The organism is Reticulibacter mediterranei (genome assembly GCF_016587455.1).
The window spans coordinates 2,953,633-2,975,419 of sequence record NZ_BNJK01000002.1; the positions used below are offsets into that span (position 1 = coordinate 2,953,633).

Sequence of the window (21,787 nt, forward strand, 5' to 3'; positions counted from 1 at the left end):
ATTACCTCTCTTGAGAATGCACTAAGCAAGCTTGAAAGGACCACTCACGTCCATTTCTTTTCCTCCAATTTTTTGCAACACAACCTTCCTGGCCGCCCTCCGAAGAAACGGGCACCAGTGGAAGCTGGCATATTGCCCCAACTACAGGCCCACGCCGATGTGACGCTGGCGCAACATTGCACCATGTAGGAGCAGGCCAATGGTGAGCGCGTGAGCCGTTGGACGATGAGCCGGGCGATCACCCAGCTGGGCTGGACACGAAAAAAAGTCGATCGGAGCGACGGAGCGCAATGAAGAGGAACGAGCTGCGTAGCGAGCAAAGGCACGTACGCTTCCGACAAAAGATCTGGTTTTTATTGATGAGACCGGCTCCAATATTGCCTTGACGCCCCTCTATGCCCGTGCTCCAAGGGGAGAACGAGAAAGACGGGAAGGTGCCTCGCAACCGTGGCAAAAATACCACGCTCATCGCGGCTCTTTCTCTGTCTGGTATGGGATGCAATGATCCTGGAAGGATCGACCAACACGAGTGCTTTTGAGATGTATGTCGAACAGATTCTGGTTCCCAGCCTCCAGGCGGGGCAGATCGTGGTCATGGACAATCTCCAGGCGCACAAGGGCGGACAGATCAAGCAGATGATCGAAGCGAAAGGCTGTCAACTCCTCTTTTTACCAAGCTATTCCCCCGATCTCTCTCCTACCGAAGAAGCGTTCTCCAAACTGAAAACCGTCTTACGTCGCACAGGAGCGAGAACCCGAGAAGCCCTCGAAGAGGCCATTGCTCAAGCGTTTTTCACCATCACGGCTCAGGATGCGCAGGGGTGGTTTCAGCGTTGCGGGTATCCTCTTCCTGAGCAAGAAAGGCAGAGGTAATATGGCTCAATCTTTTGGCACCCCGCTGTAGGTTTCTTGATGCTCAAGAGATGATGTCTTCTTCATGTCCGTAGTATAAAATACCTCAAGTGCTTGAGGTCAAGAGCTTTCAGGGTTTCTTTTGAACGGTGTAAGCTGGAACCAAAACAGTGGAAGAGCGAGAAGTTCATTCCACGGGTTGCGCAACTTACTAATCCTGACAAATGACAAGAATCCCTTTTTTCGTTTAATCTAGTAGTGTCTCCCACAAGTTTCCTCGTTGGATAGGCTCGCCATGAGCTGGACACACCCAGAGAAATTCACGCTTCTTGATGGCTGAGAGCGAGCGTTTCAATGCTGTCTTATTCCAGGTAAGAAGAGCAGGCGCAGGGCGTAACTTGTTTTTAGAACTGACTACGAGATCACCGCTAAAAAGTGTCTCCTCATAGAGAAACGAGACGTGACCGGGTGTATGACCAGGGGTGGGGATAACTTCTATCTTTCCGATCTTTTGCCCCCAAACATAGGTATGGTCTACCCGAGGTAAATTCGTCCTGACGACCGTTTGCAATACTCTTCGGAAGCCTGAAGCAGAGCGTTGCTTGAGAATATAAGGAAGATCCTCATGAGAGGCCCAAACTTGAGCACCTGAAGCTTGTTGGAGTGCATGAGCATTCCCAATATGGTCTCCATCATGATGCGTCAGCAGAATATGAGCAATATCGGTGGGCTTCATCCCGAGCTTCTCTAGTTCTGCTACTATTGCTGGTGCGCGTCCTGGAAAACTGGTATCGATGAGAATAGGCTCATCACCCAGAACCAGATAGGCGTAACTGCCCTTTGTTGTTTGTAGCAGGTGTATATCTTTTATGATTTCCATCTATCCTATGCTCCTTTAACAGAATAATAGAGCTTGCCACTTCAAAAGAAGAAACTTTCAATTCTACTTACCTTTTCTCATGATCTCCATTTCTTCAAATGATGATCTTAGATCACTTTTTGCTCACTGGGGCAGAGGGAAAAATTCGTTAGAGGAGCGACTGAGCGCGTATCCTCAAGTGTATATTAACATGTTACTATTGAGAAGGATAGTAACATGTTAATATACACTTGTCAACAACCTCTTTCAGTAACATTTTTATTTGACTTGACACGAGCCTGTCAGCATACATGGACGGGAATAAAACGTATGCATAGGAAGAAGCGAAGGGAGATCAGAAGATGGATAATGCGCAAAGCAGAGATGATAGTAAGACGGATGAATTAGCGGGCAGACTCACAAAAAAGAAGAGTTTTCCGCTTTTAACAATCCTCTATGAGACGGCGCGACAAGCCGATGCCGCACTTCAGGGGGTGCTTGCACCTGTCAATCTCAGCACGGCACAATGGTCCATTCTCCATGTTATTGATGAGCATCCAGGTATAGCTGGAGCAACCATTGCGCGTCAGGGCAAAATCAGCCCGGCAGCGGTAACGACAATGCTTCAGCGCCTTGAAGCGACGGGGCTCATCGAACGACATGCGCCGTCTCATGGACGGGCCATGGAAACGTTTCTTACTTCCTATGGGCGTGAGTGCCTGCAAGCGGGTGACGCCGCCGTCCGGCACGTGGAACAATTACTCTGGTCGTTGGCCGATGAGCGTGATCTTATCCAATTGCTTACAATCATGGAGCTGTTCATTACGACCCTCGATGCTTTAGAGAAGAATAATGCTGAAGAGAGAGGCGAATAGAAAGAACTCTCTCTGAATTTTCTTTTCTCAAAATAGACATGCATAAGAAAGCCCTGATGTTCAAGTGAACCCCTTTCTCTCTGAAAACGACTGCTAAACGCTGGCTGACGCTCTCTAACGAGGAACGAAATCCTGCTATTCTCATAGGGAGAAGAGCAGGAACGAAAAAGAGCAGAACCATCTATGGAAAATAAACTTCTTGAGCAAATGCAACAAGGTGATCATGATCACCTTGTTCTCTCTTTTGCACTTTTTCCCTGTTTTAAGATGAGAGAAGGAAAAATCATGTATGATATAATTGTTGTCGGCGCTCGTTGTGCCGGGTCCTCAGTTGCTCTGCTTTTGGCTCGCAAAGGCTATCGGATCTTGCTGCTCGATAAAGCTTCGTTTCCCAGTGATAGGAAATGTCAGGTGGAGATGCTCTGTAAGCGACTGCTGCTCTAAAATGTGAATGGCCCGCAGGTAGAACAACTCGGCTTGCTCGTCTTTGCCCTGATGAGCATAGATGCGTGCCAGGCCATCGAGAGGAGATCCCAACTGGGGATGATCCGCTCCCAAAAGACACTCCTGTATGTGTAGGGAACGCAGGTAGAGTGGTTCGGCCTGCTCATCTTTGCCCTGATGAGCATAAATCACTGCTAGCCCGTTGATGGCGAGAATGGTCTGGGGATGATCTGAACCGAATTGTTGTTCCCTGATACGCAGTGTACGCATCGTAAGCGCTTCTGCCTGAGTATACTGTTTCTGCCGCTCATAGACCAGGCTCAACCCGAGGAGAGAGGTGGCTACCAGGGGATGCTCTGGCCCCGACTGCTCTTCACGGATCTGTAAGGCTTGCGCATAGAGGCGTTCTGCTTGCTTTAATCTGCCCCGGTTAGCGACAATATTCACCAGCCAATGGAGCGCGAGGGCAACATCTAGATGCTCTGGTCCCAGATGGTGCTGGCGGATCTGTAAGGCTCGCTGACAGAACGCTTCGGCCTCCTGGTCTTTGCCCCGCTGCGAAGAAAGATTAGCCAGGTTCAGCAAGAGGGTCGTCATGGGCAAAACCTGGGGCGTGCCTTGCTGTTCATGCAGGCACAAGGCATGCAGGAGGAGCTGTTTAGCCTGTGCAAAGCTGCCACGTTCTCGCAGATAGATTCCTGCGCGCTCTAGCAAAGCTATTGCTTCCTCCTGTTGTAACCCATATTGTCTGATAAGCTGGTCACAGTTCTTCGCCTGTTCCACTACTCGTTGACATTGCGGCCATGATTCTATCTCCACCCGCGCATCTGTCGGAAGGAGCGCATGGACGGCCTGGACCAGGCGTTCAGCCCACTGTTTCTGGTCCCGCTTGTCCATGTGTGCTTGCTGCACTACCTGTACTAGCCGGTGCAGACGAAGCAGACGCTCTTCCCCAAAGCGCTGCACCAGGGAAAATGCCTGTACTGTTTCGAGCAACTGATTGAAGCGCCACCGATCACTCACCGCTTCTTGCAAGGCAGCGGGCCAGAAGGATGCTCCCTGGATCAGCACTTCCTCTGGAAACTGGTCAGGAGCCACAAATGCACATAACTGCAAGAACTCGGCAGCCGCCTGATTGCTCTGTTCGATTTGCTCAAAGGAGAGTGACCAGGTGGTGGCGACAGAGTCGGCATAGCCAACGGTGTGTTTCCCTCGTCGAGCCAGCAAGGCGTACTGCTGCTCTTGAGACAGGTGCAAGTATTCCTGCAAGCTGCATCCAGTTTCCTCTATAATAGGCTCCAGCTTGATCGAGGGCCAGGGGTAACTGACCCAGAGCCGCTACGATCTTGCCTGCCTGTACTCTCGTTTCCACGGTGGCTGAGGTCTCGCGTTGTATGCGGCGCAGCAACAACTGGATGCCTTCTTCCAGGCTGAGCGTTTCCATCTGCACGGAGGAGGCGAGTGGCCCTACGGCGTTGCTGCGCGTGGTAAGCAGGATGCTGCCCTGGCCGCGGGTAGGTAGCTGGAGAGAACTGAGAGGTCATCGGCGTTATCCATGATGAGCAGCCAGGGATCGTGACAGTGTTCTAGCCAGCATATGACGTGGCGTGCCCAGATCCGTTGATCGGTCCCTGGTGCCACATCCAGGGAGATCTGTTCACGGAGGGCGGCAAAGCTAGCAAGGAGCGATTCTTCGCTGGTGGCCGGCATCCACAGAGTATGACGGTAGCGTCCTTGTTCATGGGAGCGATAGACATATTCAAGTGCCATTTGCGTTTTGCCGATCCCTCCTAACCCCTTGGGGGCATACGCCTGGGGCAAAGGCGCTCGTCGGCCAGAGTTGGGAGTCGGCAGAGAAGAGGCGAAGTGTTGGAACAACATAGCGAGCAGATCCTCGCGTCCAGTAAAATGAGGATTTCGCTGGTAGGGAACGGTCCAGAGGGCATTGTCTTCAGCAGGAGGAGGAGGATCTAGGGAAGGAGAAGTCTCGGGAGGGAGAGCATCATCAAGCAAGCCTAGTTCCTGGGCACTTGCCTCGAAGAGTTCACAGAGCTTGACACGATAATAGAGCGTTGGGTGTTGACTGCCTCGTTCCCAGCGTTGAACCGTCGTAACACTGATTCCCAGGTGTTCGGCGAGATCCTCCTGTCGCCAGCTACGCCGGATTCGTTTTTCTCGCAAGCGATGATTATGTGTCATCTCTTTTCCTGATCTTTCTCTATAGCGAAGCATCTTTGCCATAGGTCCGTTCTATGGAGAATGGAACCAGGCAAAAAGTATTCTAAACAACGATAGACAAAATTTTCAAGTTTTCTTTCTCCTGATCAGTATTGATACTTGAGCTGGACAGAATGCTCAAGGGTTTGAGGAATACCCAATTGTCAAATCCCCTTCAATTGTGTGCACTCAGCACGAGCATAAGGGTATCAGATTTGCCCATGAGGATCAAAGTATCTGGGCCTTTGCATCTCCTGGTATCTATGTACCAACGAACACTACAAACGTACATAGAAATTCATGCTCTGCACTCAAATACTCGTTGTAAGACTTTCAGCCTAACTGAAAGTCTTACAACGAGCGTTTCACCTGTCCATTTATATACCTGGAGACATCTTCAGACTGAACGTAACGCCACAATAGGATCGAGTTTGGATGCCCGTACTGCCGGATAGATGCCAAAGACCATCCCGATAGTTCCAGAAACCGCAAAAGGGATGATGATCGAAAAAGTAGAAACCACAAAAGGAATGCCCACCAGATAAGTCACTCCTGCGCCAATGAGCAGGCCAATAAGCAGACCTATCATGCCTCCAAGCACGCTCAAAGTCAATGACTCAATAAGAAATTGGTTACGAATATCCTGTCGCCTGGCCCCAATAGACATACGAATGCCAATCTCTCTTGTTCGCTCGGTGACTGAGACCAGCATGATATTCATAATGCCGATCCCTCCAACTGTTAACGAAATGGCCGCCACCCCAACGAACAGGGCCGTTAATATCGTGGTAAATTGGTTCGCCGTCTGCAATAATTGGCTGGAATTGGTGAGATTGAAATCATCGGCTGCTCCTGTCTGAAGATGATGCTGCTGCCGTAGAAGCTCATCAATTTCTTGTTGAGCCAGGTTGATAACATCTGAAGAACTGACCTGAATAATAATCTGATCAACATAGATCGAGGTTTTTAAGCGGTTGAGGGCCGTCGTAGAAGGGACCATGATGATATCATCGTTCCCGCTCCCTTTCGCTTCCAGCACCCCGACGACTTTAAAGAGCTGATCGCGAATACGAATCGTTTGACCAATCGGATCGACTCCTGATGTTGCAAAGAGATTGTCTACTACTGTCTGACCGAGGATAGCAACTGGTTTGGCACCTGCCTCATCGCTCTCGCTAAACCACATCCCTTGAGCAATGTTCCAGCCTTCAATCGTTTGATAGCTGCTATCCACGCCCTCGATCTTGGTGTTCCAGTTCTGATTACTGTACACGACCTGGGCACTTACTGAGATGACTGGGCTCACGTCGGTCACATACGTTACTTTTTTGATCGCCGCTACATCGCTCAGCGTCAACGATGGCGTCGAACTCCCCCCGCTACTACTCCCACCTCCAATTGCACCACGGGTGCGAGCAGCTCCAGGAGCAGCAGTAATCACATTGGTGCCCAGACCCATGATGCTGGAGTTAATCTGTGCGCTCACTCCCTGTGTGAGGGTCAGCGCGGCGATGACTGCCGCGATGCCAATGAAGATGCCAAGTGTCGTGAGAAATGACCGTACTCGATTACTCCACAATGCTTCCAGGGCAATGCGAAAATTGGGGCCAAACATCCCCCCTGCCTTAAAATCTTTGGCGCTGAGCGGGGGAAGTCCCCTCTTTGAAGGAGAAGAAGAAACAACCAGATCCGATGTGCCAGCAATCCTTTGTGGTTGTGATGTACTCACGTTTGAACCTCTCTGCTTTCTAATACTCATTTTGGGGATTTGCTGAGAGCAACTGCTGCAATTCGTCTTCGGCAGAACGCGGCGTCAGATTCAACTCATCGCGCAGCAGCCGCCCGTCACGGAAGACGACCTGGCGCGAGGTATAGCGTGCGATATCCGGCTCGTGCGTGACTAGCACAATCGTCAGACCTTGCCGGTTCAACTCCTGTAAAAGAGCCATAATCTCAATACTGGTGCGGCTGTCCAGATTGCCGGTCGGCTCATCAGCTAGCAAAAGCGACGGGCTGTTCACCAGCGAGCGAGCAATTGCCACGCGTTGCTGTTGTCCACCAGAGAGCTGCATTGGTTTATGATCCATACGTGAACCTAATCCCACCAGGTGAAGAGCCTGACGTGCCCGACGTTGTCGCACTTCCCTCGATATCCCTGCATAGACCATTGGCAATTCAACATTACTCAGGGCGGTATCTTTACTCAAAAGGTTAAAACTCTGGAAGACAAATCCGATCAACCGATTACGTACACGCGCCAGCGCTTCGTTAGAAAGACGGCTGACGAGATAGCCAGCCAGCCAGTAGGTTCCCTGTGTCGGGCGGTCCAGGCACCCTAACAGGTTCATAAAGGTCGATTTGCCAGAGCCAGAAGGCCCCATGATTGCCACAAACTCGCCTGGATAAATGTCCAGTGAAACATCTTGTAAGGCATAGACAGGAGTCTGTCCGAGCATGTACGTCTTTTTCAAGTTCTGGACGCGAATCACTGGATGCGCAGTCGGATCAGCATCGACAACGCCTCCTGGTGATACTGGCCTCTGTGGGTGTGTTGCCTGATCATATATCCCTATTTGATATGTTTTGGTGGGGCGAGATGAATCAGAGAAGATCTGTCCATCCACCGAGGGATGTCCAGCAAAAGCCCCGCTCCATGAAGCGTGAATATGCTCATTGGCCATCGTGTTTGCACCTCTTTCTAAGAATATTGCTGGTATTTCTGTTTTTCTGCATGTCATTTCATAAAAAAAAGCTTCATCCTGGTCTTTCTAATGACAGGTCGTCCTGGCATAGGGTAGGCTTCTCTGAAGAGGAAGTCACTTTAGCGTGGTCATCCTGAGGTGCTCCATTTATGATTCGCTCCCTTCTAAAAGCAAGCTGTGCCGTTGTGCGAAGGCAATAGTTTCCGCTCTAGACTGCACGCCTAATTTGCCATAGATGCTGGTTAGATGCGTCTCAACCGTTTTTATAGAGATATGAAGCGCGAGTGCGATATCGCTGTTGCGCTTTGTCTGGACCACTAAATGCAAGACGGCCAACTCACGACTCGTCAGCGGTTCCATCTCGTGAATGAGCATGTCCTCTTTCTCCTCTTGCAGCAGGTGTTTTACCTCTGGTGCAATGCTGGATTTTCCCGCGGTAAGGTCGTGGATGGCTGCACGAATATCACTGCCTCGTGCGCTTTTGAGCCAGTACCCTTTGACGCCAAGTGCGAGCATCGCTCGTACATAGGCCACCTGATCGTAGGCGGTGAGCACAAGAATCTCTGGCTTCCATTCCCGGTGTGAGAGCAGTGCCTGGGCGACGCTGAAGCCGTTCATCCCTTTCATGTTGATATCAAGGACTACGATCTGTGGCCTCCGTTCTAGACAGAGCGCGACCGCCTCCAGGCCATTTTCCGCTTCGCCAATGACTTTCAGATGGGGGTCTTCCAGGAGCAATCGCCTTGTGCCCTCACGCATAATAGGATGATCCTCGATCAATACCAGCGTGATGTTTTCTTCAGTTGGAAAGCGGCTCAGATTCTCTTGCATATCGCGGTCTCCTTCCTGTTACGAGTGATGTGAAGTGAGAATGCCCTCCTGCATCAAGGTGGTGCAGGAAGGTGGCGGAACATACGTCGCACGAATAGTGACCCCACATCCTGAGCTGGAGCGTATCTGCCAGTGTCCGCCGATGGCTCGCATACGTTCTTGCATACCTATCAGACCAAGGCGCTCCTTGAGCGGCTGGTGGCTCCCTATCCCTCGTCCGTCGTCAGCAATCAGCAAAGAGACCATGCCGCTTTGGCTGCGGCGAAGCCGTACGGTGATAGTATTTGCCCTGGCATGTTTGAGCGCGTTGGAGAGCGCCTCCTGCGCAACGCGATAGAGGGCCAGTTCAACAGTGGCTGGCAGACGAGACGAAGATGTGCCAGTACAGCTCACCTGAATGTGCATATCATGCCCACTCGTTTTCCCACGTTGCCTGCTTTGCTGTGCCAGGAAGCCAAGAGCTTCTTCCAGTCCTAGCTCGTCGAGGAGAGGAGGGCGTAAGTGGAGGCAAGTACGACGTAAGTCTTCCTCTACCGAGCGAACAAGCGGCATTACTTCTGCCACCTCTGTCATTGTGCAAGCTTCAGAGAGTTGGCGTACGACCAGCATGACCAGTTGTAATGCCTCATCGTGTAGCTCAAGGGCAAGGTGTCTACGTTCTTCCTCCTGGGCTGAGACGACACGGTGGTTGAGGGCGGTGAGTTGCTGCGCGTGTGCCTGAGCCTGAACGAGATAGCGACAATTGACCTCCAGAACGGAAAGTTGAGCTGCCAGTGTCGTGAGAAAGCTGATGTCTTGTTGGCTGTAGGGTTCGAGATTTTGTTTGGGTCCAAGACAAAGAAAGCCGGTAAGTTGCTCACTCTCATAGAAAGCGAGGAGGAGCATGTTATCCAGAAAAAGCGATTCCTCGGTATGGCGCGTGCAATAGGTACTGGCAAGTTGAGCCAACCGTATCAACCTTTCAGTTGATGTGCCCTGTGGCCCTGTCATGTAGTGATAGACCTGCCAGGAGATGGTTATTTCGTGCAGGTCGCGTGTTGTGGAATAAGGAGATTCTTGCGGCCTGGTAGACACCAGGAGAGCACATTCGCTGGCATTGAGCAAATGTGCCAGATGCGGCAACACGAAAGCGCTGATCTGATCGATCCCCTGGAAACGCGTGAGGGCAGTACTGAGTTCACAGAGGGCATGGTTGTACTGATAGAAATCGTGGTAGAAGACCTGATCGCCCAGATCACGAACCCTGTGCCAGGTAAGCGGAAAGAGCCAGAGGCTTAAAAGCCCAATCGGCACTGAGAGCCAGAACCACTGGTCTTCACTGAGAGAGGCACTGGTTGAGACAACGCTGAACACAACGGTAGCAGGGAACACAAAAAGGCTTGCGAGCATCAGCCATAAGACGACCCGCATTACACGACGGCTGATCAGACTGGTGGTACCAACAAGTTGATGACGCAGGAGTGCATACCCATAGGCCAGGGGGAGGGGCAATAGAGACAACAATCCTGGTCGCACCATCGCTCCACTACGCGTGAAGTTCAGACTCAAAGTCAACCACACCAACAGGCAAAGGATGCCGATCACAATCAAGAAGGTCATTGGCTGCTCACGTCGCTTCAGGTGGCGTACGCCCAGGAGGAGCGTCCAAAGAATGACGCCGATGCAGGCAACGCTATAGAGAGCAATGAGCAGCAAAAGCAGGAGATGAGCCTGCGGCCAGATCAGGAGTGCTGGCCATTCCACCACCACGAGCAAGAGAGCCACCAGGAGCGGGCTGGAGAGGAGACACAGCTGGCGGGGTGGTATCGGTCGCCCTCCTTGCTCAAAGGCAACTGAGGGAAACAGGTTAACGGCTGTGGCGGCAAGCCCTGGCAGGATTAGCATCAGGAAGAATAACAACAGGCTCACCCAGAATGTTCTCGGAGCGAAAACGCTTTGCAAGCAAAATATCAACGAGACACAGGAGAACAGACCATAGCTCACGAACGCGACGGGGCGGCTTCTTGCGTGCAGAAAGATCGCTATTCCCATGAGACTAAAGATGAGGACAAGAACACCTTTGAGTGCCACATCAAGTCCACTCACTGGCTGCGGTGAGGCATTGACCACAAACTGCTGTTCCAGGATGGCTGAAGGAGCTTGAATGGAAACGCCAGAGGCCAGGCAACTCTGGGAGCCTGTCTTCTGGTCCCTCAGTTGTACAATATCGCCTGCCTGTACGCCAAATCGCCACACATTCGTAAAAGGCACGACCTGTACCACGCGACAGACGTTGGGATTCCCTGCAACAGGAGCCAGTTGGATCGCTGGAGATTGAGCCTGACCAAATCCGCTATTTGCCAGAACGAGCACAATAATCTGCACGAGAACTCCTGAATATACCACGAACCAGCGCCTGGTGATCTTGTCATTGATGCTCTGAGCAATGATTGAGATGAGATGTACCATTGGTTTCTCCAGTTCTCCTTATGCGGTTACCTCTTGCTGAGGAAAGTATACTCCAACCAGAGCCACAAAAACATCAGGGTTTCCCCTGGAGACAAGCTTCTGGTACAAAGCTATACTTACTTCTGGTCATGAGTGAACATGATCAGGGGCTTTTTGGACCGAACGAACCAGAAAAGCCTTTTATTGAGGAGAAAGGATACTGCTCATGAAACGCACGTTCCAACAGGTATCCCACCGGATATCCGCGATCAGGACTTGGAGTGTGGTCTCACTCCTGCCGTTACTACTTCTCTTGCTGTTTCTTTTCGCTGCATGCGGTGGCAAGAAATGATGTAACCCTCACTCATCAACTTCGGTATCGTTATTAGCAGGACTTGCTCATGAGAGGATGTTTTGTCCTCCTCTCATGAGGGGGTTGCTTTCTGATGAAAATGTAGAACAGAAAGAAGGTAATCTGAATGTCACAGAGATATCGTTTAGTGAGCATGGTAAGTGGTATTGTCAACTTGGTGGCGTATTCGAACCATATGCTACAATAATCTCATGAAAACGAACACCATTGCTCCCAACTATAAAGGCTACCGCTTTCCACCTGAAATCATTAGTCATGCGGTCTGGCTGTATTTCCGTTTTTCGCTCAGTTTCCGCGATGTGGAAGAGCTTCTTGCACAGCGTGGGATCATCGTGACCTATGAAACGATACGGCAATGGTGTCTCACATTTGGACAAACCTACGCCAATGAAGTTCGCCGTCGCCGCCCTCGCTGCGGTGATATTTGGCATATGGATGAGGTCATACTCACCATTCGTGGGAAAAAACATATCCTCTGGCGAGCCGTAGATCAAGATGGCACGGTGCTTGACATCCTCGTGCAGAGCCGACGCAACACAAAAGCTGCCAAGCGATTTTTCCGTAAGCCCCTTAAGGGGCTCCAATATGTCCCGCGAGTCATTATTACAGATAAGCTCAAGAGCTATGGGGCGGCAAAACGCGAGATCTTGCTTGGAGTGAGGCATCGACAGCACAAAGAGTTGAACAATCGAGCAGAAAACTCACATCAACCCACACGGCTGCGTGAAAAGAAGATGCGACGCTTTAAATCAGCCAAGCAGGCACAACGATTTGTTTCTGCATTTGGTCCTCTCTCCCAACATTTCCAACCAGGAAGACATTGTCTGAGAGCCGAGGACTATCGTGCCACTTTACAAAGCCGATTCCAACAATGGAATGAGATCACCAGAGTGAAACTAGCCAGCTAATGGCAGAACGCTCCAAAACTCTTGCTCGCCTCCAACCTCTTTCCTCTTTCTTACTCAGCAATACGTCACATGTTTACGAACAAGTTGACAATACCCACCTATTCAAATGGCGTCATTTCCAGCCCGACATCATTCTGGTGTGTGTACGTTGGTATCTTCGCTATACGCTCAGTAGTCCACCACAGTAAAGTTGATGCCTGGCTGCTCCTTAAGGTATGCTGAGAAAAAAAGGAGCAGAACCGCATGGCCCTCATCCACAAAGTCTGTCTGAGCGACGAAGATCGGACAACATTGCATGACCTCCTGAAAGTGGGGGAACATTCCGCCCGAACCATCGCCAGAGGATACATCTTATTACTAGCCCATCAAGGCAAATCGGACGACGAAATTGCGCAGACGCTGGAAGTCGGTCGGGCAACGGTCCAACGGGTTCGCAAACGGTACTGTCAAAAAGGGTTAGATCATGCGCTCACTGAATTCCCTCGTCCTGGCGCAAAGCCTCGACTCGATGGGAAGCAAGAAGCCTATCTGGTCGCGCTTGCTTGCAGTGATGCTCCCGAAGGCCGCACTTGCTGGACGCTCGAATTGCTCGCGAACCGACTGGTGCAATTGCACATCGTGGACAGCATTTCTGATGAGACAGTTCGTCGCGTCTTAAAAAAAAGGAACTCAAGCCCTGGTTGAAAGAAGAGTGGTGTATTCCGAAAGTCGGGGCGGAGTTCGTCTGGCGGATGGAAGATCTCCTGGATTTGTACATGCAGCCCTACGATCCAGCGTTCCCTGTTGTGTGCATCGATGAGCGTCCTTGTCAACTGATTGGACACCTGCAACCACCCCAACCAGTGCAATCGGGTCGCCTGGCTCGCGAGGATACGGAATTTTCGCGCCATGGTGCGTGTAGCACTTTCTTGATGTTTGAGCCACAAGCGGGTTGGCGGCATGCTCTGGTCAAAGCCACCCGCACGAAGCGAGATTTCGCCGACTGTCTCAAATACCTGCTTGATGAGAAATATCCCTCTGCTTCCAAAGTGCGGCTAGTCCTCGATAATCTGAATACACATACGCCTGCTGCTCTGTATGAAACGTTTCCTTTCCCAGAAGCACTCCGTTTGGCAAAAAGGATCGAATGGCATTACACACCACTCCACGGGAGTTGGTTGAATATGGTGGAAATTGAGTTATCGGTCTTAGTCAACCAATGTTTGAAGAGGCGTATCAGCAATATCGAGCAACTCCGTCAAGAAATTGCTGCATGGGAGCACGCACGCAACGCGCAAAAAGCCATGGTGCAGTGGCGCTTTACTCCTCCCGATGCACGCATCAAACTGAAACACTTGTATCCCTCACGCGAGGAAATTCCTTCTTAAGGGAACGAGAACCAGGCATCACCTTCAGTGTGGGGGACTACTCAGCTATCGAGATCTCGAAGAGATGATGCTCGAACGCGGCTTGCAGGTGGACCATACCACGATCTATCGATGGGTGCAAACATACGTACCTGAACTGGAGAAGCGCTGTCGACCGCATCTCAAAGCGTGCAATGACTCAAGGACGGGTGGACGAGACGTACATCAAAATCAAGAAAGTCTGGATGTACCTCTATCGAGCAGTTGACTCTGCAGGAGACACGATCGAGTTCTTCCTCAGTCCAACACGGGATGCAGAGGCAGCTACACACTTTTTCTGTAAAACACTGCACGTTGCTGCGCGTTCAGTTCTTCAAGCATGCCTGATCAAAGAACAGGTGGCTCAACCCACAATTCCCACTGACTTCAATACAACCAGACTGATTCCTCGAGTGTCGGGCGCTGGACAAGAATGCTGCCTACCCTAAAGCCATTGCAGATCTCAAAGCCGCTGGGGTCCTTCCGGCAACGGTTGAACTAAGGCAAGTGAGGTATCTGAATAATCTCGTGGAACAAGATCACCGCTTCATCAAACGCTTGACGAAGCCTGGGATGGGTTTCTTCTCCTTTGAGACGGCGTGGCGAACGTTGCAAGGCTACGAGATCGTGAATGCTATGCGAAAAGGGCAACTGCAAGGCGTGAAAAAAGGAGACGTGAGAGGCCAAGTTGCCTTGGTCGCCAAGCTGTTTGGAGTGGTTGCTTAAACCGAACAAGCCGAGTTGCTCCATGACTCATCTTATTCTTTGAAATTTCTTGCAACACAACCCTTCGCATCACGCTCATTCACCTGTTTCGGTGTGAGGCATGTGCCCCTTGTCAACGTCTGTGCACATGTCGGCGTGCATACCCTTTACCATTTCTGAAAGATGGCCTGGGAGAAGGAATGAGTATCCTCCTACGTTGGTTGCTCATGCGGCGGCCAGTCGAGCGGCAGGCCCGCCTCGAGGTGGGCCAGCGCCTGATCCGCCAGGCCAAGTACGTCGGCATCAGGGTCATTGGCTGCCGTGAGAAACGTTGCCATCATTACCCCAAGCAGAGCGCTGGCTAGATTGCGCACTGCAAAATCGTTGCTTGCACGCCCAGCACGCCCGGCGACCACTGCAACGATCTCATCGAGCTGGTTGGCGGACTGGTTGAGAAACGCAGCGCGCAAGGTGTGGTTCGATGACATCAATCCGAGACGCCGCCGAAAGATGGTGTTCTGTTCCGGCGTGAGGTGTGAGAACACGTTGCGAATGGCTTTGCGCAGCACGGTGATCGGGTGGAGACCTGCTGGTTCCACCTTGATGGCTTCCAACAGCACCGGATCAAGGTCATCTTGAAAGACCACGTCTTCCTTGGTCGGGAAATAGTTGAAGAACGTGCTCAGTGCGATGTCTGCGGCCTCGGCGATCTCCTCGATTGTGGTGGCCTCAAACCCTTTGTCCAGAAAGAGGCGCAAGGCCTCTCTCTGGATCAAGGCACGCGTCTGGAGCTTTTTGCGTTCGCGCCGACTGAGGCGTGTCTCAGGCAATGTGTCCAACTCTCACCCTCCTTTGTTTGGTAACGCGCATTTGGTAAAACACTGGAACTCATGCTGAAACGGGATCAAGAAGCGTGTCACTTGCGCCAAAGGTGACTCCACCCGAGGCCCACATCATCGCTTGACACGACTTCCTGGATCACGTGATGGCTCCCCGCTTGCTCTATTGAAATTGTGCCCAGACACTTCCGGTATCCAGGTACTGCCTCATGAAGTCGATCTTTTCCTCTGGATTGACATGATAGACGAAACATTGAGCCACTCGGTATTTCCGCCCCAAGAAGTTCTTCGGGTCTTTCGGCCAGGGCCAATTTTGTGTGGTGCCGAATGTGATCACCTCTTCGCTCAGGGTTCCGATATTCCAGTATTCAAAGACACCCCAGTCTTTGGTGGCGACGTTTGTTATCACGATGGGTTTTTTCTGGTCTGCTGATGCAGCTCGGAACCAGGGAATAACCTCTTCTTTGCCTTTGAGCACTTTGTTGTAAGGCATCAATCCCCATTCAATATCGTCTGTAATCAGAGCCTCGACGGTAGCAAGGTCTCCTGACACAACTGCCCAAAGCAACGTAGAAAAAGGAGTCGTCTGTGATCCTGGGGTAAGCGCTCCGTTATTGAGATCGAGCGGTTTGATGGTATCGAAATCGAGATCGTGTGCGTTCATCATGGGTTTCTTTCCCTCCTGGATATACAATATCATTGGATTTTCTACAAACTTATAGGAATATTATAATTGGAATAGATCCAAAATTCAAGCGGTTTTATCTCCAGATTCAGAACGGGGGCATCACAAGATGACAGCAAGAGAGTTCTTTTTGGAGGAAGAGACTCCAACTCTTTCACGAAAATCGCTTTCTCAGCATCTGACGCGCGTGGCATCTTTGCTTGAACCAAATAAGTACAAATACAATGAAGTTTCGGCAAGAGCCGCTTCATGAGACAGGTGTATCTCGTTGCGCAACCCGTGGGTATGTGAGCAATTGTTTCAACAGTGCCTCTCTGACAAAGCAGATTAGTACGGCCTACAATCACTGCAGAAGTCAGACTCAATATCAGTGAAACCTGCACTGTCGCAGTAGTTTAGACTCTCCTATCAGCTCTCTTTGTCAGAGAGGCTACCACGAGCATGTGTTTTCTCATCTTGCGATGGTCGTTTTTGAGCAGGAGATAGTATATCACGTGAAACTAGATATTCCTGAAATAGAGGATGTATAAAGCGATATCCTCCCCCAACACGCTGAAGCAGATTGCAACTGACAGCTGTATCTAAGAAGTGACTCAGACGCCAGGGCATGGTCCCGCTTCGCCAGAGCAGATAGCGGAGGAGATAGTGTCCGCAATAGTCGCTGCCTCCAAAGTTCAGGGCAAAAAAGAGGCCAAGGCAGAAGCCTCCTCCAGTTCCAAAGATGACGCCAGAGGTCGGGCCAAAGAAGAGACCAAACACGAGGCTAAATAACAATCCAAAGCAGAGCCAGATAAGCAGCCCAATGCATAGCGCATTATATCCCGTTCGTACAATACCTTGATTTGGGAGAAATCGCTGATCTATGGGAAACTGCTTGCTGGAAAGGCCGCTGGCACATCCAACGGCCAGAGCACTCAACAGACCTGCAACACAGCCAGCAAGCAGCCCATACAAAGGCCAAAACAAGAGGAAACCAGCCCATCCCGCAACAAGTCCAGGGAGACCCTTTCTCCAGGACCAGAACAAGAGATCCTGAGGAACGACCTCAAGGCGAAGGCTGTGCGTCCTGATCGAAAGCGCGCGAATCAGCCAACGGAGCAGCGTATCGAAAAACCAGAGGAACAGCACACAGGCAAATACATCGAGCAATCCAAATAGTATACCAGTGAACAGACCAGCATAGATACTACAAAACAGCCCAGAGACGATTCCACTGCTTAGAAGTGTCATAGCGACTGGCTGCCAGGCATGGTGTGTTGCACGCCAAAGGGGACGTTGTACATTGAGCTGAAGATAGGCATCAAGAGGCATGGGCAACCAGATACGCAGAAGGCCTGAACCTAGCCCGGCGAGGAAAGCATTCCAGACAGAATGGCAGGGCTGGCTCCACGCACAAACCAAACAAGCAATCCGACAATCACTCCCGTCGGCAAGCCCAATGTTCCTGCCACAACGAGGCCAATGAGGACTCGCTCCAAACGAGAAGCCCACTGGGGAGGAAGCCAGGAGCGTTGAAGCCATTCAAGGTAGATCTCGGCCAGGTGTTCTTTGCGCATGCACAGTGCTAACCACCTCAACCACTGAACAGCTGGTTGGGGAGAAAAAGGGCTTTGCTTCCCCAACACCTGGAGCATCCGTTGCAGATAGTGCTCAAAGAGTTGATCCCGCGATGGCGCGGTGAACAGTTCATCCGCAGCGGCATTGGTATAGACATGGACGAGAACACTGAGCATCAGCGGAGTGGTGAGGAGTGTTTGAAGGGCGACATCTGTTTGAAGAGCAGTCCGGACTGCCTGCATGGATTCACCCAATTCTTCAAGGTAGTCTATCACACGCTGGAACGGTAGCGCTTGCAGGGTCACCACCCCAGGAAACGGAAAACGTGCAACTTGTGCGAGGTACTCTTCTCGACGCGAGCAGACCACTAATGGGACAAAGTGTGCTTGTCGATATGCAGCAATGGTCTCAATACACGCAGTTCGCCTCCTTGCCTCCACCTCATCCAGCCCATCCAACAGGAACAAGACCTGTTGATCGGCGAGCAGGGCTTGACTCAGGTGAGCAGGAAGTCCATAGATCAAACTCATTTGCGCTTCGAGCCAGGAGGCAAATGGCTGCTTATTTCCCCAAGATGAGAGGTGCAGGATCATCGGTATGGGATGTGTTGGATCACGCTCGGCACGTTCAAGCAGGTGCATCGCAAGGTCAAGCAGAAGCATCGTTTTGCCCGATCCTGGAGCTCCTAGCACAAGAAGCGCATGACCAGCCTCGTCATACGCCTGCAATAAGGAAGAAACAGGGGAAAGAGAGAAATCGTGTGATGTCTTTTGCTGGTACGATCCTAATGGGCCAGAAGAAGCAACCAGATCAGAACGCTCAAGGAGGTCAATGGACATGAATGGCATGCCTGAAAGAGACTGAGTGAACCGTTTCCTGTATTCTTTATGCGTCCCACGAATCAGTGCAGTGCGCTGCTGTGTGGAGAGGGAAGAGGAAGAAGTTGGAGCAAGATGCCTGGCGGTCCGTCGGCGCACGATGCCCACCAGAGCAGTCAACATCAACAAGCAACTCGTGAGCGACCCAGTCAAGACAAGATGATGTAGCATCCATCCCACAGGAGTATCAGCAGGAAAATCGGCCTGCGAGGTGAGTCGTGTGGAAACGATATTGGTGGCCAGACTCCACATCACAGTAAACCAGAAAAAATTGAGGATCCGCCACAGCCAATTGCCAATATGCACCCAGAAAGGGCGTGACAATGCAATGCATCGTGATGAGAGTGGGTCGGCCATCCTCTTCTGCCTCGCACGCAGGAGCATCCTTCATCTGCCAGATGAGTGTAACTGTCTTTCTAACAATACTATACCACAAAGCACTGGCTTTTTCAGGCGCTTCCGACGAAATTTTTGAGAAGCTGTGGAAGATCACAATGACAGAAGAAAACATTGCTTCTTCTGTAGCTCCTGCCAGCGCTCAATGGCTTCGGCATACTCTACCTCCACAGATATTTCTTACTTTCTGCATTGCTGTCCAAAATACTTACGTATTGAGCGTCTTTCTAAATAAAGGATGGCAATTGTCAGGGAAGAGCTTCATGAAGAAACACAATTGGAGCAAAGTTAGTCTCCTCCTGGGAGGCCTCCTCTTTCTGCTCACGATGACTGCGTTGCTGCCACTCTCAGAGGTATGTGCGCACGAACAAACGTCACACATAGGCACGCCAATCAACGTCACCGCTCAACCAACTCCAACTGAAGATGCGACGGTGACGGCCTTAAACAAGCAGAAACTTCTCCACGAGAACGATTGGTGGTGGATTTATGGGGCGACCATTCTCACATCAATCATCTCAACGTTCACGCTGGCGGCTGCTGGTGTCTTCGCTGTGGTACGCTATTTCAATGACCGCAGAGATACTCGAAAGAAAGAAGAAGCTGAAGCCAAGCGCCAAGCAGGAGATCGTCAAGCCGAACGAGAACGAAGAGATGAAGAACAACAACGTTGGATGAAAGATCGGGAAGATGAGCGAATCAAGCGAGCAGAAGAGCGTTTTCAGGTGGCGGTGACGGGACTCGCAGACAAAAATGAAGGAGTGAGAATCGGCGCAGCTATTCTTTTACGTACTTTCCTCCACGAAGGCAATCAGCAATTTTACTTCCAAATCTTTGACCTGGCTGTTGTCAATTTACGCCTTCAACGAACTGCTCAGACGTTAAAAGATCCAGTTCCAGAAGAACACCCAGAAGATGATTTATTCTTCGATGAAGAACCAGAAGACGACTTTGCTTGCTATCCGGATCCACCTGCACGGCTCACCACGCTCAGTCAAGCACTCATAGTCGTCTTCAAAGAAGCTTTTCCGTGTGCTCGCGAGGTCTTAAAAGAACGGAGAGGAGCATTTCGCCCCCAGTTTTTGGATGCCAGTTACATTCAATTTGACAATGCTTATCTCGCGGAGGCTGATCTACAAGACGCATGGATGCCACAGGTGTTCCTACGAAAGGCGAATCTGAGCCATGCGACTCTTCGTGGAATAAATCTCAGTAGAGCTAGCCTCGAAGAGGCAACTCTCGGCGATGCCGATTTGAGCCATGCGACTCTTCGTGGTACACAACTCTATCGTGCAAAGCTTTGCAACGCGAAGCTTTGTCATGCCGACCTCAGTGAAGCTATCCTCAATAATGCTGATCTAAGCCATGCCAACCTTCATGGTACACAACTCTCTCATGCAGCTCTGAACCTTGCTACTCTCAGTGGAGCCAATCTCACTAAAGCGCTCCTCACCGGAGCCAATCTCAACAAGGCCGAACTCAGCAACGCCAAGCTTAACAAGGCCGATTTGAGCGAAAGCTATTTCAGTTCTGCCAATCTCAGCTATGCTGACCTCAGCAAGATAGAGGTCTTAGCGCATACTGAACGCTATTTGATGGAGGGGAGCAAAACGCATTTTAATGAAGCGAACCTGAGCGGCGCCAATCTGAGCGGTGCGATCCTTCGCCACATCGATTTTAGCGAGGCAAACCTTACTGATGCTAATCTAAGTGACACCACCTTCACACACACCAATCTCGAAGAGGCTCAATCCTTAGAAAATACAAATTTACATGGTGCCAAAGGTTTGACGAAGGAGCAGCTAGCCGTCTGCAAAGCCAAAGGAGCTATCGTTGATGAAGACCTCACAAGCGACCCCTCTCAGCTCATCGAGGCCTCCACTATGCCGTTACAAGGCAACAATATCCAAGACACATCAACGCTCTCTGATGCAAAGCAGCAGGAACCGCCTGCCGATGCCACCACCCACCAGGCAGTTTCCGAATCGGCTAACCCTCCTCCCTGATCATCAACAACACGTCCATGGGATTTTTGCTCATAAAATCGAGCCGGGAGACCTCACGCATCATACAGAAGCCTAGTCCTACAGTTGTAGATGACTGGCGAGAGCACTAGGCCATCTCCGCAGGCTTCACGCCCTCTTCCAAGCTGCGTCGCACTAACAACCAGCGCTGCCACCCACTGGTCTTCGGTGCCGCCAATTCGATACGGGCCCACGAGAAGAGGCGCGAACCTTTGCTCCCTGCGCCTGCACTCAGTACCTGCCAATCCTCTCTCGCGAGAGTCTGGGCGAGCTGATCCACTCGCTTGCGCACGCCTTGCACTTCCACATACTCTTTACAGGCCACGGCCAGGGCATACGCCTGTTGGCGCTCCTCCAGCGCCATCCGCAGTGACTGAGCGCTCCCATAAACGGCATCTCCCATGACCCAGGCAACGGGAAGGCCTGGGCCCAGGGTTCGTTCAAGCATGCGTTGCGCTAACTCTGGCTTCGTTGCGAAGGTCACCCCGTCTGGCACATGCGCTTCTCGGCATCGTGCCTGGTCATCTACCCAGCTTTTCGGCAAATACAATTCCCGATCCAATAAGGCATGTCCATGCGCACTCGCGTAGGAAAGAAATACGCCGATCTGGCAATTCTCGATCCGCCCTGCTGTGCCACTGTACTGTCGTTGCACTCCGACCGATTTGCTCCCTTTTTTGAGAAAGCCCGTCTCGTCGATGACCACGACCGCTTCAGGAGTCGAAAGTTTCTCCAAGACATAGGCACGCAACGCATCTCGTATCCCATCATAATCCCACTTTGCCCGATCCAACAGGCGTTGGATGGCATAGGGAGTGGCTTCTCCCAGT

The 21,787-nt window shown here is 51.2% G+C and carries 17 protein-coding genes and 4 pseudogenes; 8 read left to right on the plus strand and 13 right to left on the minus strand.

Features of this window, described 5'->3' with window-relative positions; genetic code table 11:
• Window positions 1–141: 141 nt before the first annotated feature.
• Entirely contained in the window at window positions 142–375 is a 234-nt protein-coding gene (locus K3T83_RS52120) for a hypothetical protein (protein WP_220210957.1), read from the minus strand.
• Between the two features lie 72 nt (window positions 376–447).
• On the opposite strand from K3T83_RS52120, the gene K3T83_RS52125 reads away from it, so the two are divergent.
• Window positions 448–873, plus strand: coding sequence for a transposase (locus K3T83_RS52125; protein ID WP_220210958.1), 426 nt, complete (start codon window positions 448–450; stop codon window positions 871–873).
• 226 nt (window positions 874–1,099) lie between these two features.
• Here K3T83_RS52125 and K3T83_RS52130 read toward each other — a convergent pair whose 3' ends face one another.
• The gene (locus K3T83_RS52130; RefSeq protein WP_220210959.1) at window positions 1,100–1,732 is read right to left on the minus strand and encodes an MBL fold metallo-hydrolase; all 633 of its coding nucleotides are present in this window, start codon (window positions 1,730–1,732) and stop codon (window positions 1,100–1,102) included.
• Between the two features lie 341 nt (window positions 1,733–2,073).
• Here K3T83_RS52130 and K3T83_RS52135 point away from each other — a divergent pair, with 341 nt between their 5' ends.
• Together K3T83_RS52135 and K3T83_RS58460 are read left to right on the plus strand one after the other, a co-directional pair.
• Window positions 2,074–2,586, plus strand: a complete 513-nt coding sequence (locus K3T83_RS52135) for a MarR family winged helix-turn-helix transcriptional regulator (protein WP_220210960.1) — start codon at window positions 2,074–2,076, stop codon at window positions 2,584–2,586.
• 285 nt (window positions 2,587–2,871) lie between these two features.
• Window positions 2,872–2,985 (plus strand): annotated as a pseudogene (locus tag K3T83_RS58460) (NAD(P)-binding protein); the annotation flags it as partial.
• 51 nt (window positions 2,986–3,036) lie between these two features.
• Here the strand turns inward: K3T83_RS58460 and K3T83_RS58465 are convergent.
• The 6 genes and pseudogenes from K3T83_RS58465 to K3T83_RS52165 form a co-directional block, all read right to left on the minus strand.
• Window positions 3,037–4,299: pseudogene (locus K3T83_RS58465) on the minus strand (tetratricopeptide repeat protein); the annotation flags it as partial.
• Between the two features lie 198 nt (window positions 4,300–4,497).
• The gene (locus K3T83_RS52145) at window positions 4,498–5,229 is read right to left on the minus strand and encodes a helix-turn-helix transcriptional regulator (protein WP_220210962.1); all 732 of its coding nucleotides are present in this window, start codon (window positions 5,227–5,229) and stop codon (window positions 4,498–4,500) included.
• A 415-nt stretch (window positions 5,230–5,644) separates the two neighbouring features.
• A complete protein-coding gene (locus K3T83_RS52150) occupies window positions 5,645–6,976 on the minus strand; it encodes an ABC transporter permease (RefSeq protein WP_220210963.1) in 1,332 nt (443 codons plus the stop codon).
• 19 nt (window positions 6,977–6,995) lie between these two features.
• Entirely contained in the window at window positions 6,996–7,703 is a 708-nt protein-coding gene (locus K3T83_RS52155) for an ABC transporter ATP-binding protein (protein ID WP_444544572.1), read from the minus strand.
• Window positions 7,704–8,096: 393 nt separating this feature from the next.
• A complete protein-coding gene (locus K3T83_RS52160; RefSeq protein ID WP_220210964.1) occupies window positions 8,097–8,780 on the minus strand; it encodes a response regulator in 684 nt (227 codons plus the stop codon).
• Between the two features lie 18 nt (window positions 8,781–8,798).
• Window positions 8,799–11,228, minus strand: a complete 2,430-nt coding sequence (locus tag K3T83_RS52165) for a sensor histidine kinase (protein WP_220210965.1) — start codon at window positions 11,226–11,228, stop codon at window positions 8,799–8,801.
• A 543-nt stretch (window positions 11,229–11,771) separates the two neighbouring features.
• Between K3T83_RS52165 and K3T83_RS52170 the strand changes: the two genes are divergently transcribed.
• The 4 genes and pseudogenes from K3T83_RS52170 (at window position 11,772) to K3T83_RS58470 (ending at window position 14,599) form a co-directional block, all read left to right on the plus strand.
• On the plus strand, window positions 11,772–12,488 hold the full coding sequence (locus tag K3T83_RS52170; protein WP_220210966.1) for an IS6 family transposase: 717 nt from the start codon (window positions 11,772–11,774) through the stop codon (window positions 12,486–12,488).
• Between the two features lie 98 nt (window positions 12,489–12,586).
• Window positions 12,587–12,661 (plus strand): annotated as a pseudogene (locus K3T83_RS52175) (IS6 family transposase); the annotation flags it as partial.
• 70 nt (window positions 12,662–12,731) lie between these two features.
• Window positions 12,732–13,855, plus strand: a protein-coding gene (locus K3T83_RS52180) for an IS630 family transposase (RefSeq protein ID WP_220208040.1) whose coding sequence is annotated in 2 segments (ribosomal slippage) — window positions 12,732–13,140 and window positions 13,140–13,855 — 1,125 coding nt in all. Because the reading frame shifts where the segments join, the coding sequence is not laid out codon by codon here.
• A gap of 64 nt (window positions 13,856–13,919) precedes the next feature.
• Window positions 13,920–14,599: pseudogene (locus tag K3T83_RS58470) on the plus strand (IS6 family transposase).
• Window positions 14,600–14,790: 191 nt separating this feature from the next.
• Here the strand turns inward: K3T83_RS58470 and K3T83_RS52190 are convergent.
• The 4 genes from K3T83_RS52190 to K3T83_RS52205 form a co-directional block, all read right to left on the minus strand.
• Window positions 14,791–15,417: an acyl-CoA-like ligand-binding transcription factor gene (locus K3T83_RS52190; protein ID WP_220210967.1), complete on the minus strand. Its 627-nt coding sequence runs from the start codon at window positions 15,415–15,417 to the stop codon at window positions 14,791–14,793.
• Between the two features lie 163 nt (window positions 15,418–15,580).
• Window positions 15,581–16,084, minus strand: coding sequence for a nuclear transport factor 2 family protein (locus K3T83_RS52195; RefSeq protein WP_220210968.1), 504 nt, complete (start codon window positions 16,082–16,084; stop codon window positions 15,581–15,583).
• Window positions 16,085–16,510: 426 nt separating this feature from the next.
• On the minus strand, window positions 16,511–17,332 hold the full coding sequence (locus K3T83_RS52200) for a hypothetical protein (RefSeq protein WP_220210969.1): 822 nt from the start codon (window positions 17,330–17,332) through the stop codon (window positions 16,511–16,513).
• Between the two features lie 110 nt (window positions 17,333–17,442).
• Window positions 17,443–18,894: an NACHT domain-containing protein gene (locus K3T83_RS52205; protein WP_220210970.1), complete on the minus strand. Its 1,452-nt coding sequence runs from the start codon at window positions 18,892–18,894 to the stop codon at window positions 17,443–17,445.
• Between the two features lie 302 nt (window positions 18,895–19,196).
• Between K3T83_RS52205 and K3T83_RS52210 the strand changes: the two genes are divergently transcribed.
• Window positions 19,197–20,939, plus strand: coding sequence for a pentapeptide repeat-containing protein (locus K3T83_RS52210; RefSeq protein ID WP_220210971.1), 1,743 nt, complete (start codon window positions 19,197–19,199; stop codon window positions 20,937–20,939).
• A 106-nt stretch (window positions 20,940–21,045) separates the two neighbouring features.
• On the opposite strand, the gene K3T83_RS52215 is transcribed toward K3T83_RS52210, so the two are convergent.
• On the minus strand, window positions 21,046–21,786 hold the full coding sequence (locus K3T83_RS52215; protein ID WP_220211147.1) for an IS701 family transposase: 741 nt from the start codon (window positions 21,784–21,786) through the stop codon (window positions 21,046–21,048).
• Window position 21,787 lies beyond the last annotated feature (1 nt).

Bases quoted from the DNA above. Each gene is read 5' to 3' on its own strand.
- K3T83_RS52160 (WP_220210964.1), bottom strand. From the start codon at position 8,780: ATGCAAGAGAATCTGAGCCGCTTTCCAACTGAAGAAAACATCACGCTG.
- K3T83_RS52135 (WP_220210960.1), top strand. From the start codon at position 2,074: ATGGATAATGCGCAAAGCAGAGATGATAGTAAGACGGATGAATTAGCG.
- K3T83_RS52155 (WP_444544572.1), bottom strand. From the start codon at position 7,703: ATGCTCGGACAGACTCCTGTCTATGCCTTACAAGATGTTTCACTGGAC.
- K3T83_RS52130 (WP_220210959.1), bottom strand. From the start codon at position 1,732: ATGGAAATCATAAAAGATATACACCTGCTACAAACAACAAAGGGCAGT.
- K3T83_RS52165 (WP_220210965.1), bottom strand. From the start codon at position 11,228: ATGGTACATCTCATCTCAATCATTGCTCAGAGCATCAATGACAAGATC.
- K3T83_RS52210 (WP_220210971.1), top strand. From the start codon at position 19,197: ATGAAGAAACACAATTGGAGCAAAGTTAGTCTCCTCCTGGGAGGCCTC.
- K3T83_RS52170 (WP_220210966.1), top strand. From the start codon at position 11,772: ATGAAAACGAACACCATTGCTCCCAACTATAAAGGCTACCGCTTTCCA.
- K3T83_RS52205 (WP_220210970.1), bottom strand. From the start codon at position 18,894: ATGGCCGACCCACTCTCATCACGATGCATTGCATTGTCACGCCCTTTC.
- K3T83_RS52195 (WP_220210968.1), bottom strand. From the start codon at position 16,084: ATGATGAACGCACACGATCTCGATTTCGATACCATCAAACCGCTCGAT.
- K3T83_RS52200 (WP_220210969.1), bottom strand. From the start codon at position 17,332: ATGACACTTCTAAGCAGTGGAATCGTCTCTGGGCTGTTTTGTAGTATC.
- K3T83_RS52145 (WP_220210962.1), bottom strand. From the start codon at position 5,229: ATGACACATAATCATCGCTTGCGAGAAAAACGAATCCGGCGTAGCTGG.